At 70.5% G+C, this 12,971-nt stretch carries 11 protein-coding genes and 1 pseudogene; 8 read left to right on the top strand and 4 right to left on the bottom strand.

Translation table 11 applies throughout. The features are described from left to right. Nucleotides 1–22 precede the first annotated feature (22 nt). Complete coding sequence (locus ACMXN5_RS25480; RefSeq protein ID WP_439677150.1) at nt 23–1,777, bottom strand: MFS transporter; 1,755 nt, start codon at nt 1,775–1,777, stop codon at nt 23–25. Between the two features lie 463 nt (nt 1,778–2,240). On the opposite strand from ACMXN5_RS25480, the gene ACMXN5_RS25485 reads away from it, so the two are divergent. Next, the gene (locus tag ACMXN5_RS25485; RefSeq protein ID WP_439677151.1) at nt 2,241–2,969 is read left to right on the top strand and encodes a hypothetical protein; all 729 of its coding nucleotides are present in this window, start codon (nt 2,241–2,243) and stop codon (nt 2,967–2,969) included. Between the two features lie 66 nt (nt 2,970–3,035). Here ACMXN5_RS25485 and ACMXN5_RS25490 read toward each other — a convergent pair whose 3' ends face one another. Further along, nucleotides 3,036–5,321 carry a hypothetical protein gene (locus tag ACMXN5_RS25490; protein WP_439677152.1) on the bottom strand — a complete coding sequence of 762 codons (2,286 nt, stop codon included), beginning with the start codon at nt 5,319–5,321 and terminating at the stop codon, nt 3,036–3,038. Between the two features lie 253 nt (nt 5,322–5,574). Between ACMXN5_RS25490 and ACMXN5_RS25495 the strand changes: the two genes are divergently transcribed. Together ACMXN5_RS25495 and ACMXN5_RS25500 are read left to right on the top strand one after the other, a co-directional pair. Next, complete coding sequence (locus tag ACMXN5_RS25495; RefSeq protein WP_439677153.1) at nt 5,575–6,273, top strand: TetR/AcrR family transcriptional regulator; 699 nt, start codon at nt 5,575–5,577, stop codon at nt 6,271–6,273. Nucleotides 6,274–6,276: 3 nt separating this feature from the next. Beyond that, nucleotides 6,277–6,870 carry a TetR/AcrR family transcriptional regulator C-terminal domain-containing protein gene (locus tag ACMXN5_RS25500; RefSeq protein WP_439677154.1) on the top strand — a complete coding sequence of 198 codons (594 nt, stop codon included), beginning with the start codon at nt 6,277–6,279 and terminating at the stop codon, nt 6,868–6,870. A 56-nt stretch (nt 6,871–6,926) separates the two neighbouring features. Here ACMXN5_RS25500 and ACMXN5_RS25505 read toward each other — a convergent pair whose 3' ends face one another. After that, nucleotides 6,927–7,289 carry a YbjQ family protein gene (locus ACMXN5_RS25505; protein ID WP_379996666.1) on the bottom strand — a complete coding sequence of 121 codons (363 nt, stop codon included), beginning with the start codon at nt 7,287–7,289 and terminating at the stop codon, nt 6,927–6,929. Between the two features lie 246 nt (nt 7,290–7,535). On the opposite strand from ACMXN5_RS25505, the gene ACMXN5_RS25510 reads away from it, so the two are divergent. After that, complete coding sequence (locus ACMXN5_RS25510) at nt 7,536–7,859, top strand: hypothetical protein (RefSeq protein ID WP_439677155.1); 324 nt, start codon at nt 7,536–7,538, stop codon at nt 7,857–7,859. A 90-nt stretch (nt 7,860–7,949) separates the two neighbouring features. Further along, nucleotides 7,950–8,696 carry a DUF7873 family protein gene (locus ACMXN5_RS25515; protein WP_439677156.1) on the top strand — a complete coding sequence of 249 codons (747 nt, stop codon included), beginning with the start codon at nt 7,950–7,952 and terminating at the stop codon, nt 8,694–8,696. A gap of 403 nt (nt 8,697–9,099) precedes the next feature. On the opposite strand, the gene ACMXN5_RS25520 is transcribed toward ACMXN5_RS25515, so the two are convergent. After that, nucleotides 9,100–9,840, bottom strand: coding sequence for a maleylpyruvate isomerase family mycothiol-dependent enzyme (locus ACMXN5_RS25520; protein ID WP_439677157.1), 741 nt, complete (start codon nt 9,838–9,840; stop codon nt 9,100–9,102). Between the two features lie 116 nt (nt 9,841–9,956). On the opposite strand from ACMXN5_RS25520, the gene ACMXN5_RS25525 reads away from it, so the two are divergent. From ACMXN5_RS25525 to ACMXN5_RS25535, 3 genes and pseudogenes are all read left to right on the top strand, one after another. Then, nucleotides 9,957–10,442 (top strand): hypothetical protein, encoded by a 486-nt coding sequence (locus ACMXN5_RS25525; protein WP_439677158.1) that lies wholly within the window; start codon nt 9,957–9,959, stop codon nt 10,440–10,442. Nucleotides 10,443–11,106: 664 nt separating this feature from the next. Continuing rightward, a pseudogene (locus ACMXN5_RS25530) lies at nt 11,107–11,343 on the top strand (hypothetical protein); the annotation flags it as partial. A 56-nt stretch (nt 11,344–11,399) separates the two neighbouring features. Then, nucleotides 11,400–11,996 (top strand): pentapeptide repeat-containing protein, encoded by a 597-nt coding sequence (locus ACMXN5_RS25535; protein WP_439677159.1) that lies wholly within the window; start codon nt 11,400–11,402, stop codon nt 11,994–11,996. Nucleotides 11,997–12,971: the final 975 nt, after the last annotated feature.

The following is a 12,971-nucleotide window of genomic DNA, read 5'->3' on the forward strand; positions in this document are numbered from 1 at the left end:
TTCGGGCGGGTCTAACGGGTGATCAGGTCCGCTGCCGCGCCACCCCCGGCGCGCCGGCTGCGGCGAGCGCGGCCAATTCCTCCTCCACCCGACGTGCGTGCGCCGCCTCGTCCTCCCGCGCCTTGCGCGGACTCCAGCGCCCGGCCATCACGAGCACGCTCGGGACGAACAGCGCCTGGCACGCAAGCGTCAGCCACCACCAGCGCATCCACTCGTCGCTCGTCCGGTCCTTGGCCTTCCGCACCTCCTCGCCGTGGTCGATCAGTACGGCGAGCGACCGCTGCCTCTGCTCGACCAGATTCAGCTTGGCGAGGTCGCCCCCGGCCAGTTGCAACGCCTTGACCTGCAGCTCGATCGGGATCGCCGCGCGGTTGGGGTACTTGGACATCTGGATGAACAGTGCCGGGTCCTTCTGTACCAACTCCAGCGCCGCCCCCGCGTCCGCCTGCGCCGCGACGACCTCCTCGCCGTGGTTCACCAGCGGCGTCGCGGAGGTGACGATGACCGGCGTGAACACCGCGGACACCGACACCACGATCCGGATGATCCAGCCCCACACCGCCAACCCCGTCGCGGTCGCCGCCGGGTTGTGCTTCTCGACCGTCTCCGTGTACCCGGCCATCCACGGCGCCCAGGCCATCCCGCTGCTCGCGCCGATGCCGACCAGGAGCCAGGCGAACGTGTAGTAGCCGGTGTCCGGGTGGTCGGTGGTCAGCGCGAACAGGTACGTGAACACCACCGTCCCCACGCCGCCCATGATCATGAACGGTTTGCGCACCCGGGCCAGGTCGGACGCGACGCCCACCACGACGAGCGCGATCGCGTTCGCCCCCCAGTACCAGTTGGCGAGGGCGTTGGTCCGCTGCTCGGAGTACCCGTAGACGGTCGAGTAGTAGACGACCAGGTTGCCGACGACCGTGTAGTAGAACATCAGGTGCAGGCTGATCCCGAGCGCCGGCGCGAGGATGTCCAGGCGCATCATCTGCCGCCAGTGGTTCTTCTGCGCTGCCTCGACGTCCAGGCCGCGCGCCCTGGCCTCGATCAGCGCCTTGTCCCGCAGCGAGACCATGAGCTGGTCGCGCAGCGCCGGGGACAACTCGCGCAGGCCGAAGAGCGCGACCACGAACACGACCAGGCCGGTGATGCCGGCGTACCGGAACTCGGTCTGCCAGCTGCTGGAGTCCAGCGTGTTGCTGCTGACCGTGGTGACCACCAGGCTGCCGATGATCGGCCCCAGCGTCCAGAAGCCCATCGCGCCGGCCCGGCCGACCTGTGGCGAGAAGTCGCGGATCAGCGCGGGCGTGGCGACCAGGGCCATGCCCTCGACCACGTTCACCAGGGCCATGAAGAACATGAACCAGCCCTTGCTCTGCGCGTTGGGCAGCGCGAACAGGACGAGCACGCCGGTGAGCAGCAGGCCGTACACGACCAGGTTGGCCCGCCCCCACCGGTCGGCGAGCCCCGCGAGCAACGAGGCGAACGCGCCGACCGCGTTGCCGACGACCGAGATCATCGTCGCGTACATGAAGGTCATGCCGTACTCGTGCATCAGCAGGGTGGAGACCGCGTACTGGATGTAGAGCTCGTAGTACAGGATCACCGACGCGACGACCACGATGGACAGGTAGAGGATCCGCGGCCCGTTGGCCGGGTAGCGGTGCAACTGCCGGTACCACAGGCCGTGCACGATCGCGGGCAGCCGGGCGGGGGGCGGCGGGGGCGGGGGTTCGGGATCTCTGTCGGCGGGCGCATCCGACGGGGACGTGCTGGATGACATGGCGGCCTCCTCGACGAGCGTGGGTCTATCGAGGTACTGGGGTGCGGGAACACGGCCGTGCGCGGACGTCGGGCCAGGGGGAAGGGACGCCCCCCTGGGCCAACGCGTGGAGTGACCTTAGTACCGGCCGGTAGCGCGCTACCAGAGCGATCGGCAAGAAATGGAACGGGTTTCGATTTCGGGGCGGGGAGGGGGCCGTACCTGGGCGGACGCGCCGGGCGGCGGGGCGGAGTGGGGTGGAGGTGACCCCAAGGTCGGATTTGCGGGGGGTGCCGGTGGCACGCGACTGGCGGGGCTCGCAGAGCGTGGCGCGCGTGCGGCGCGGTGTAGGGGACAAAGCTGGATGATATCGCCGAACTTGGGTGATCGATTGGGAAATACTTGCGCACACGGTTCGGGCCCGCGGCTCGCGGTCGCGTTCTACGGTGGAGCCACCGTTATCGCCCAATGCAAGGGGTATCGCGTGGAATCGATCTCGGTGGACCTGCTCAGCGGGCTTGCCGCAGGGGCCGGCGGCGATGCCGGTCGACTGGCCTGGACACGCCTCGTCGAACTTGTCCGCATGCCGCTGCCGGAGACGGCCCGGCCCGGCACGGAGGGCTCGCGGGCGGCCGGATCCGAGGGCATATCGCAGTCGCGGGCGTCGGATGCGGCGGCGTTGGGGGCCGGCGGACCGGGTGGGCCGGGCGTGTCTGGGGAGTCGGCCGCGTCGGGGGCTCGGTGTGAGGGGGACGTGCCGCATCGGTCGGCGCCGGTGCCCACGGGCGAGCTGGAGCTGACGCTGCTCGGGCACGAGGCGCCGGGAGGGCTGCGGGCGTACACCCGCGCGTATGCGCTCGCCGGCGCGCTGGCGTTACGGGCCGAGCGTGATCCGGACTTCGCCCGCTCGATCGGGCAGTGGTACGCCGAGGCCCGGCGGATCGGCCTGGACGGCCCGGATGCGTCGGGCGAGGGCGGGGGCTCGGGCTCGGGTTCGGGTGGGCGCGGTGGGTGCTGCGGGCGGGGCGGGTACGGCGTGATCGTGCTGGGGGAAGGGGTGGACGGGCTCGACGGTCCCTTCCGGCTCGGGCCGGCGGAGTACTCGGGGGGATGGGTGATGGGGGGTGACCCCGAGGGGGCCGAGGGGTCGGGGTCGGTGTGGCCGGTGGATGGCGCGGGTGAGGGCGGGGAGGCGGGCGGGCCGCCGGGCTGAGGGGTGGTGGGCGGGGGTCGGGTTGTTGCGGCCTGCGGCGGTCGGGGCGGGTCGTCCCGGCCGCTTTCAGGTCTTCGCGTGCCTGCGGCGTACCGGTGCGCCCCGGACCGTGCTCGGCCGGCGGTCCGGATTCGGCTCGGGGCGGTCCTCGGCGCGCGGGTCGGCCGGGGCCTCGGGGCGCGGTTCGGGGTGGGGTCGGGGCTCCGCCGAGGTCGGGTCGACGATGAAGCGCATCCGGTCCAGGTGCGCCCGCGCACTGTGCAGGCCGCGTTCGGCCGGGCCGGGGACGAGTTCGCGCATCGCCACCACGGCGGGCCCCAGGCGGACCGCCTCCCGGGCATCGGTCACCCGCAGCCACACCTTGAGCGCGTTGTCGGCGGCGGCGATCGTACTCGGGTGTTGCGGACCGACCGCCTCGGCGCCGCGCTCGGCGACCTGGCAGTAGATCAGGATCGCGTCCGCGACCCGGCCCAGACCGGCGCTGACGAACGCCAACATCGCCTGCGCGTCCAGCGTGCCCGGGTGCGTGGGGCCGACCAACTTCTCCATGCGCATGCTGAGTTCGGCGGCCTTCTGCCACGCCTCCATACCGCGGCCGGTGTCCGCCGCGTGCCGGATGGCGGCCAACTCGTTCCAGTACGTGGGCAGGATGTCCGCCGGGCGGATCAACGCCCCGGCCGCCGTGGCCCCTTGCGCCAGTGCGCGGCGGGCGGGGGTGGGATCGACGGCTCGGCCGCGTACCGGCATCGACACCGGTCGATGGGGCCCGATTCCGCGTTGCGGGGCCAGCGCCGGGGGCAGCTGGGTGGGACTCGTGGTCGGCGGGCGGCGCGCGGGAGTCGGCGTCAGGGCGCCCGCGTCGGTCTGGATCCGCACGGTTATCCGAGGCGGGAGCGGCGGGGGCGGCGCCTCGGACCGCGGGTGCGGCGCGGGGCCGGTCCGGCGCTGCTGCGGCTTGGCACCGGTCGGGGGACGGGACGACGTCGTGCCGGGCGAGCCGGCGGTGGTCGCACGGCGCATCAGGCCGCCCGACGGGCCGGTGCCGCCGGCGGCGTGTGGGGCGGCGGCCTGCGGGCCGATGTCGGGCGTGCCGGCGCCGGGCGCCGGGCCCGGGAACTCCGGTTCGCGGTCCAGGAGGGCGGCGTCGGCCGGTGGACGGGGTTGGGGCCGGCCGGACGGGGCGCCGCCGGTGCGGGTGTTCGGCGTCGGCGTACCGTCCTTGCCGGCAGGGGGGCGCAGGGGTGGGCTGCCGGGTCGGGCGGCGCCGGCGCGGAGTGCGTCGCGCAGGCTGGTACCCGGAACCTCGGGCTCGTCGTCCGGGCCGGAGGAGAGCGCCGAGCGGACCAGGCCCAACGCCCTGCGGCCGACGCCCGGTTCCTCGCGCTGCCGGGCGGCGGCGGCCGACGCCGTCCCGGATGGCTCGCGGTGGGTGGGCTCGACCACACCGTCGCCGATCAGGCCGCCGCCGACCGCGCCGCCGCCGACCACGCCCGAGCCGCGCAGGCCGGAACGTTGCGCCGGAGTCATCCCGTTGGGCGGCACCGCGGACAACGCCGATATTCCCGTCCCGGCCGCGCCGGTGTTGCCGCCGCGCGGGGAGACCGCCTTCAGCCGGCGAACGGCCGTACGCAGGGTGGGCGGACGGGCCTCGGGCGAACAATTGGCAAGTGCGAGCGACCCGGCGGACGGCGCGAACTCGACGGTGTCCTCGGCCAGTCGGGCCCGCTCGGCCAGGAGCGGGTGGATCTCCTCGGCCGGTACGGGGTCGGGCAGTTCGGCGAAGCCCTGCCCGAGCGCGGCAACGAGGGTGCGGGTGAACGGATTCGGCGGACCCTTGACGTCGGGAGGGTTCACCACGCCCCACAGCGGAATACCCGTGCACATTTCGTGGGCCCGTTCGCGGATCGCCTCCCAGGCCTCCCGACCGGCCGTCAGATCACAGATCACGAGGGTGTTCTCGGCCGGGCGCGGGCCGAGCAGCTCGACCACCCAGGACCACGGAAGGCCGTCGTAGCGCACCGAGTTGGGCGTGGAATCACGCAGCCCCAGGTGCAGTTCGCGCCGCCGCCGGTCGATCAGGAGACGACCGGTCAGGTATACGATCACCGGCCCGTCCACGGTGCCGGCGGCCTGGAGGTAGGCGCGTACCGCGTGCGGTTGCACGGCGTCGGGCAGTTGGATCACGTCCGCGGCGGCGTCGGGGAAGAGCTGATGCGGCGTCAGCGCCGACATCGCGACCAGGTTCCCACCGCTGTCCGACCGCCGCCCGCGCCCGGCTCTTCCACCCTCCACGAGCAGCAACTGGCCACGCTCGGACGGAACTCGGATGACCCGCCCCCCACGTTCGCTCATGTGTGCCTCCCCGGCCGAGCCTTCTTGGGTGGTCCACCACGCACCTGAAGATTAGGGCTATCGACCGACCATGGTCGACATATCGGACCGGTTGGCCGTTCAGCCGCGCCCCCGCACGCAGTCGCAACGAAGCAAAACCGGGGCGCACGAGGGGCGCACCCTCGGCCGGTCGGCGGCGGGAATCATGCGGCTGTGTGGCGAGAGCGGTGCTCTTGTTTGGGTGCAGTGCTCTGGTGTCTGGCAGACTGGCCGCATGACCGCAGCTCCCCGTACCGCGCGTGATCGCGCCCGGGCCGAACTCACTCACGAGATCAAGGATGTCGCGCGACGACATCTCGCCGCCGAGGGTGCCCAGCGGTTGTCGTTGCGTGCGGTGGCCCGTGAGCTGGGGATGGCTTCGTCCGCGCTGTATCGATACTTCCCGAGCCGGGACGAGTTGCTGACCGCGCTGATCGTGGACGCCTACGACGCGGTGGGCGAGCGGGTCGAGCGTGCCGTCGAGGCGGCGGGGCCGGCCGAGCGTCCGCGTGCCGCCTGGCGTGGGCTGTGCGGCGCGGTGCGGGCGTGGGCTCGGGAGCATCCGCACGAGTATGCGCTCATCTATGGCTCGCCGGTCCCCGGCTATCAGGCGCCGGACGACACTCTGGCCCCTTTCTCGCGGGTGCCGTTCGCGCTGCTCGGGATCCTTCGCGACTCCGAGCCGGATCCTGCTCGGCCCTTCGGGGAGGTGGATCTGCCCGGGCCGCTGGCGAAGCAGTTCGAGGCCGTGGTGGCCGCGGGTGGTCTGGAGGTCTCGCCGGCGACGTTGGCGCGGGCGGTGTTCGCCTGGACCGGCGTGTTCGGGATCGTGAGCTTCGAGCTGTTCGGACAACTCGCCGGGAGTGCCGATCCCGCCGATCCGTTCTTCGCCTATGCCGTCGACCGGCATGCCGACCTGCTCGGGCTGGCCTGACCGATGGGCCGGCTCTCCCGCGCGCAGGTCCTGGACGCGGCGCTCGCACTCGCCGATCGTGACGGCATCGCCAAGTTGTCGATGCGGCGGCTCGGCGCGGAGCTGGGGGTCGAGGCGATGACGCTGTACTACTACGTGCCGAACAAGGACGCCGTGCTGGACGGCCTGGTCGAGCGGATCGTGGCGAGTGTGGCGCCTCGGCCGAGCGGGCCGCGGGCGGTGTGGCTGGGCGAGTTCGCCCACGCGTTCCGCGCCGAACTGCTGCGCCACCCGGCGGTCGTTCCGCTCGTCGCGACGCGCCCGGTCGCGACTCCGGAGGCGTTGGCCGCCGTGGAGCGGGCAGCGGCGGCGCTGGTCGGGGAGGGGCTGGCGCCGCTGCGGGCGTTCCAACTCCTCAACGCGGTCACCACGTTCGTGATCGGGCATACGTTGGCCGAGTTGGATCCCGAGGGCGGGGAGCCCCGGGACGAACCGGCGGTGGATACGGCGCAACTGCCTTGTCTGGCAGAGGCGTTGGCGGAGGGGCTGGGTACGCGGGCCGACCACGACGAGCGTTTCGAATCGGCGATCAGGGCTCTGTTGGCGGGGATCGGGTAGGCGCTTCCGGGGGACGGGCGTCTTGCGCGGGGCGCGTGGGGCTTGGGGCGTTCGGGCTAGTCCTGGACCAGGACGACGGCTGTGCCGTATGCGCAGATTTCCGTGCCGTTGCCCGCGTCGGTGACGTCGTACCGCATGGCGAGGATCGCGTTGGCGCCGCGACCGCGGGCCTGTTCCACCAGGCGCTCGGCCGCTTCGGTTCGGCTCTGTACCAGGGTCTTGGTGAGGCCGCGCAGTTCGCCGCCGACCATCGATTTGAGGCCCGCGCCGAGTTGGCTGCCGATGTTGCGTGAGCGCACGGTGAGGCCGAAGACCTCACCGATCACCCGTTGCACGCGGTAGCCCGGTACGTCGTTGGTGGTGACCACGAGCACGCCCGGGTCGTTGGGCGCGCCGCCGTACGCGTCGAGATCGCTCATGTCGGCCTCCGGGGTCGGGGAGTCGGGGAGTCGGGGAATCGGGACGGGTTCGCTCTTTGTGGCAGGTGGCCGCGTGGCGGCCGTCCCACACGTGATGCCACCGGTTCGGCGGATGGGCCCGCGTCCGGGCCTTGACCATTTTTACGCTGTAAGACAAGCTGTGGTCGCGCCGCTTCTTACGCTGTAAGAGGCGGTCGGACAAGACGACGGAAGCACGGAAGCACGGAAACGAGGGGGAACGCGGCGATGCTCATCGGTGCGATGGTGCGGCGGCTCAACGACGGTGTGGACTACGCGACCTTCCGCGACGCATGGCTCCCGGACGAGCGGTTCGAGGGGGACCCCCGACGGGTGCTCAGCGCGATCGACCTGGCCGATCCGCAGCAGTTGTTGACCGTCGCGATGATCGACGCGACGCCCGAGGAGATCCCCGGGTGGGTGGCCCGGATCGGGGCGAGCGAGCAGCGCCGGGCGGAGCGGATCAAGGGGCTCGTCGGTCCGTGGCAACTCAACGCCACCTACCGGATCGTCGGCGACGACGACCTCGCCGCCGGAGCGGTCGCGCACTGACGGCCCGCGTCCCGGTGCGCTTTGCCCGCCCCGGCGCATCCACCCGAAAACCTTTGTCCCGCAGTCGTATTCCCCTGCTAACGTCGCCGCGTGGCGAAATTGAACCAGATCATCGCGGTGGAGAAGGGCGTCAAGACCAAGTCCTTCCAGGAATTGACGGATGCTCACCAGCGGGTCCAGAAGGGCGCGTTGTTGTCGGGTATCTCGCGCACCTACCAGCCCAAGGACGAGGAGGGCGAGCAACTGCCGCCCGAGTCGACCCGGGTGCAGGTCAAGGGCGAGGAAGTGCTGCGTTCCGTCACCGGCACGCTGACCCGGCTCTTCGACGTGACCGCGACCAAGGACTGGGCCAACTGCGAGGCGCGCGCCGACGTGGTCGTGGACGGCACGCCGTTGCTGCGCGACGTCCCGGTGTCGTACCTGCTTTTCCTGGAGAAGCAACTGGTCGACGTGCACACCTTCGTGCGCAAGCTGCCGATCCTGGATGCCGCCGAGACGTGGACGCTCGACCCCTCCACAGACTCCTGGCGCACCGAGCCGGTGCGTACCGTGCGGACCAAGAAGGTCCCGCGCAACCACGTCAAGGCCGAGGCGACGGAACACCACCCGGCCCAGGTCGAGATGTACTTCGAGGACATCGCCGCCGGCTACTGGACCACCGTCAAGTTCTCGGGCGCGCTGCCTGCCCGGCGCGTGAACGAACTCGTCGAGCGGGTCGAAAAGCTGCAGCGGGCGGTCAAGTTCGCGCGCGAGGAAGCCAACGGCGCGGAAGTGACGGATCGTCGGATCGGCGACGCCGTCTTCGCCTACCTGCTCGGCAACAGCCAGGGCGAGTAGGCTTCGAGAATCCCCCGACCGGAGGGTCGGGGGTGCGCGAGGAGCGCAAGCTGAAACTGAAGCTTGTCGTGACGAACGCGGGTAACGGTGGAGGTTCGAATCCTTCCCCCGGCACCACGAGCCGGGGTGGCCCAAGTCGGCAGAGGCAGCCCGCGATCAATCTCAGACTCTTGCTCCAGACTCAGCATCGCCGCCCATCGCCGGATCGACCGGACGGGGCTCCAGTCGTCGGTTGCTGGTTCGACTCCAGCCCGGGCCGCTCGTGGCCTGGTAGTTCAAAGGTAGAACGCGACGACTTTCAAGACGACCCCGGTCCTTAAACGTGCCGGCGTGCCCGATAGGGCGGCACAGCGGGCCTCCGCGGGCAGGCTAGCCCCGCGGAGGCCCACCCTCTCGTTCGGACTCAGATCTTGGTCGCCTCGCGCCAGCGGGTGAGGACTTCGGGGTCGCCGTCGAGGCGGCAGCCGGTGGTGTCGGCCCGGTTCCACAGCAGCAGGTACAGCCTTTCGGCCGGGCCGGACACCGTGAGGTCGGCGGGTTCGGCGGCGCGTACGACGCGTCGATCGGCAGTGCCGAGCCGCATGGTCCAGGCGGCCGAGGCGTCGTCCGGAGTGATCGCGATGCTCAGCGGCGGGTCGGTGACCGCCTTCCTCCGGGCGTTGGCGAGGAATCCGCACAGCAGTTCGTCGATTCCGTCAGCGGCGAAGTCCGTGGGCACGGTGGAGGGCAGACCGGCCGCGAGTTCCGCGTCGACTCGATGAACGGCCGTCTCGTGTGCCTGGCGTCGGGTCCAGAAGCCGACCGTGGACGGCGCCTCGAAGAAGGTCCACCCCGGGGCGTCGGGGGCCGCCGTACCGAGTGTCTTCAGCAGGTCGGAGTGGGTGCTTCGGTACCACTCGAAGAGGTCCCGGTCGGTGGGGGCGCGGAACAACTCGGCGGTGTCCTCCCGGCTCGGCCGTTCGACGCTGCCGGATTCCACGATGTAGGCGGCCCATCGGTGCACGCCGCCCAGGTGTTCGAGGAGATCACGTACCCGCCAGTCGGGGCAGGACGGCACTTCCGCGTCGAGGCCGGCCCGTTCGGCCGAACGGGCGAGCGCCTCGCCGTCGGCGCGCAGCATGTCGAGGTGCGTGGCATTGTCCATGGGGCCACGTTCTCATGGGGGATCGGCGGGGGTACAGGCTCGCCGGGCCGCGGGCAACCGGTCGCCTGGGAGGAATCGCGGCGACGGGTCGTCGGTGCGTCCTATGCTGGGGGGTGATGGGTAACTTCGGTGTATATGTCGTCGCCCGATCGGCGTGGCCCCTGTTGGAATTGCCGGCCGTTCAGCAGGCCGGCGGCGAACCGCGGTGGTCGGCTCGCGACGGCGACTGGCAGGTTCTGCTGTTGGCGTCGGGGTTGGATCCGGGGCCGACGTTGATGGCGGACACGGACGCGCCGGTGTTGACGGCCGACGTGGTGTCCGGCCACTTCGCGATGATCGACGCGCAGAGTCCGGGTGGGGGCGACGTATGGCACTGCGCGCTGGCACCGCGTGCGGCCAGGTCGTACGCGTTGGATCCGGAACTCGGGCCGCCGCCGGAGCGGGTGTTGCCGCGTGCTGTGGGCTGGGCGCGCGAGGCCGGACTCACCCCGGACGAGGCGGCGTTGGAGACCACGTTGCGCGCGGAGGGGACGCCGGACGAGCTGCTGCGGGCGTTTCTGGATGCGCTGGGTTTTCGGTTCGTGGTGGTGGACGAGGGGTAGCGGGCGGGGGCGGGGCGTTCGTTGCCGCGGCGTTGTGCAGGCGCTACGCGGATGCGGATGTGGAAACGGCGTCGACCAGGTGCGCGGGACCTTGTGCCGGCGGTGGGCGAAGTACTCGACGTCCGCGTCCGCGACCGCCGCCAGTACGTGGGGGATCGGCGCGGTCCAGCGCCCGAAACGTTTGCGCAGTGCGGCGATCGGCGACGTCGGCGGCGGTTCGGACGGGTCGCGGCGGACGTCGGACCACCACTGGAGCAGCCCGTTGCCGGCGGGCATCAGGCCGCACATGCCCTCGGCGCCGGCGATCACCAGCCCGCGACGCTCGCGGACCACGTCGATGTCAACGTGCCATCGCGGACGGTGCGATCGAGGTCCTGGCCCGGGCCGGGGGTTCACGGCTTCAGCGACCGCGCGGTGGACGAAGCGGCGGGACTGCCGGCGGGTACGACGTCGAACTACTTCCGCAGCCGCGGCGTCCTGCTCGGCGCTGCGGCGGAGCGCGTCCTGGAACTGCACCGCGCCGACATGACCGCCGCGCACGAGACGGTGGCCGGTCCGATCGACCGGGGCGGCTTGGTCGACCTGATCGCGATGTCGCTGGCGTTCTCGGCCACGATGCACCGGGCGCTCTCTCTGGCCTGTACAAACCGACCTCGAGGCCACCCGCCGTCCCGAACTCCAGCGCACGCTCGACCACATGCAGACAGAGGCCGTGGACTTCACCCTGGCCCAGCACCGCGCCCTCGGCCTGCACACGTCGCGCGCGGACGTCGCCACGCTGATCACGCTCTACGCCGGCGCCCTCTACACCCTGGTCACCGGACAGGCCGGGCAGCCCCCGGGCCCCGCGGCCCGAGCACTGGCGCAGGGAATGGTCGCGGGCATCGCCTCGCCGGACTGAGCGGGCCCGCGACGGCGGGGCGGGCGCATGTCGGGGGCGGCGTGTTCAATGGAGAGATGGCCATCCCCGACGAGGCACTCGTGATCCGCGACGAGGACTGGTACGGGAAGGAGCTGACGGACACCGCGAAATACACGCGCTGTTCGTTCCTGGACACGGACTGGACCGAGGTCGTCAACGAGGGCGCGGTGTTCGACGAGTGCACGTTCGCGGGCGTGCGATTCAACGCGTCGCGGCACACGGGAGCGGCATTCACGAACTGCACATTCAAACGCTGCACGTTCTTCGACACCAGGTTCGTCGACTGCAAACTGGTCGGCAGCGCGTTCCGGCAATGCACCTACACCTTGTTCGAAGTAACGGGCGGAGACTGGTCGTTCGTCGGCCTACCGGGAGCCGACCTGACCCAGGCAACCTTCACCGGCGTCCGCATGCGCGAGGCCGACCTGACCACCGCCCGCCTGCAAAAGGCCGTGATAACAACCTGCGACCTATCCGGCGCAATCTGGCACGGCGCAACCCTCAAAAACGCCGACCTACGAGACAGCAACGTATCCACCCTCGACCCCCGAACAGTCGACTTCCAGGGCGCAAAAATCACCCCATCCCAAGCCACCACAATAGCCAAAACCACAGGCTGGACCATCGCCTGAGCCATATTGGCGCTGCATTGAAAAGGCGTAAGCGCAGAGGCTTTCGAGTGCTCATGCCATCCGGTCAGCGGCGAGGCGGACCTTCCCCGGGAAATCTTCCGTGCCTTGTCGACCCGAGCCACTGTTCGGCGTCCTCGCGTGCACCGCATGTGAATCTCGAGTCGCTAGTTGATGACTTGAAGTTCACCTACGCGAGCGGTTGTTTCGGTTTGCCCCTCCATGGCCGGGAGTAGAATAGGTATGCCATCCGCCCCTACATAACTCGCTTCCCAGTGGACGGTTGCGGTGACTGTAAACCGACTTTCCGGCTGCTTTGCGGATGTAGTTTTATACACGTAGCCGCAGTCGGGTGACGAAGTACTCGGGGAGGACGGGTCGTACTTTGTGCCCGGAGTTAGACACTTCACGGTAGACCCGTCGCCCATGGACCACAGGACGTACTTGGATCGAGCGATGGCCGTAACGGTTACACCTCGTTCGGTTACCGTCTTGGAGATTCCGTCCGGTGACCAGCGGTGCGGATCGGATGCATCGATCCACAGCCAAACCGGGAGGCCCACGAGACCCATCTTTCCGGGTTCCGGGGTCATGAAGACCTTGGGCTTGCGAAGCTCGAGCTGGGCCATGGCGAGGGTCGCGACTTGAGCGTCGGTAGGGGCAGGTAGTTGGGGAGCGGGGCCTCCGCCGCCACCGGTAGCCGTGGCCCCAACGGCAGTGTGTTCTCCGTTGCCTTGGGTGAAGCCGGGTTCGGCACCCCCGCTGCCGCTTGTGGCGCTGCCACCTCCCGCGCCTCCGCCGCCACCGGCCCCGCCGCTGCTTCCTCCCGGGCCGGGTACTTCGATGCAGATGATGAGGTCTCCGCAATTCGTCACACCCGCAGAAGCCGGTGGAAGAAGGAAGAAGGCGCCAATGGAGCCGGCTGTGCAGGCCAAGGCGACACTTCGTAGAACTTTCGATCTATTCATGAGTCCTCCC

This window comes from Embleya australiensis, from assembly GCF_051903075.1.
Taxonomy (GTDB): domain Bacteria; phylum Actinomycetota; class Actinomycetes; order Streptomycetales; family Streptomycetaceae; genus Embleya.

Excerpts from the sequence above, each read along its gene's own strand:
- ACMXN5_RS25520 (WP_439677157.1), bottom strand. The coding sequence starts at position 9,840 with ATGGACAATGCCACGCACCTCGACATGCTGCGCGCCGACGGCGAGGCG.
- ACMXN5_RS25480 (WP_439677150.1), bottom strand. The coding sequence starts at position 1,777 with ATGTCATCCAGCACGTCCCCGTCGGATGCGCCCGCCGACAGAGATCCC.
- ACMXN5_RS25525 (WP_439677158.1), top strand. The coding sequence starts at position 9,957 with ATGGGTAACTTCGGTGTATATGTCGTCGCCCGATCGGCGTGGCCCCTG.
- ACMXN5_RS25500 (WP_439677154.1), top strand. The coding sequence starts at position 6,277 with ATGGGCCGGCTCTCCCGCGCGCAGGTCCTGGACGCGGCGCTCGCACTC.
- ACMXN5_RS25510 (WP_439677155.1), top strand. The coding sequence starts at position 7,536 with ATGCTCATCGGTGCGATGGTGCGGCGGCTCAACGACGGTGTGGACTAC.
- ACMXN5_RS25505 (WP_379996666.1), bottom strand. The coding sequence starts at position 7,289 with ATGAGCGATCTCGACGCGTACGGCGGCGCGCCCAACGACCCGGGCGTG.
- ACMXN5_RS25495 (WP_439677153.1), top strand. The coding sequence starts at position 5,575 with ATGACCGCAGCTCCCCGTACCGCGCGTGATCGCGCCCGGGCCGAACTC.
- ACMXN5_RS25535 (WP_439677159.1), top strand. The coding sequence starts at position 11,400 with ATGGCCATCCCCGACGAGGCACTCGTGATCCGCGACGAGGACTGGTAC.
- ACMXN5_RS25490 (WP_439677152.1), bottom strand. The coding sequence starts at position 5,321 with ATGAGCGAACGTGGGGGGCGGGTCATCCGAGTTCCGTCCGAGCGTGGC.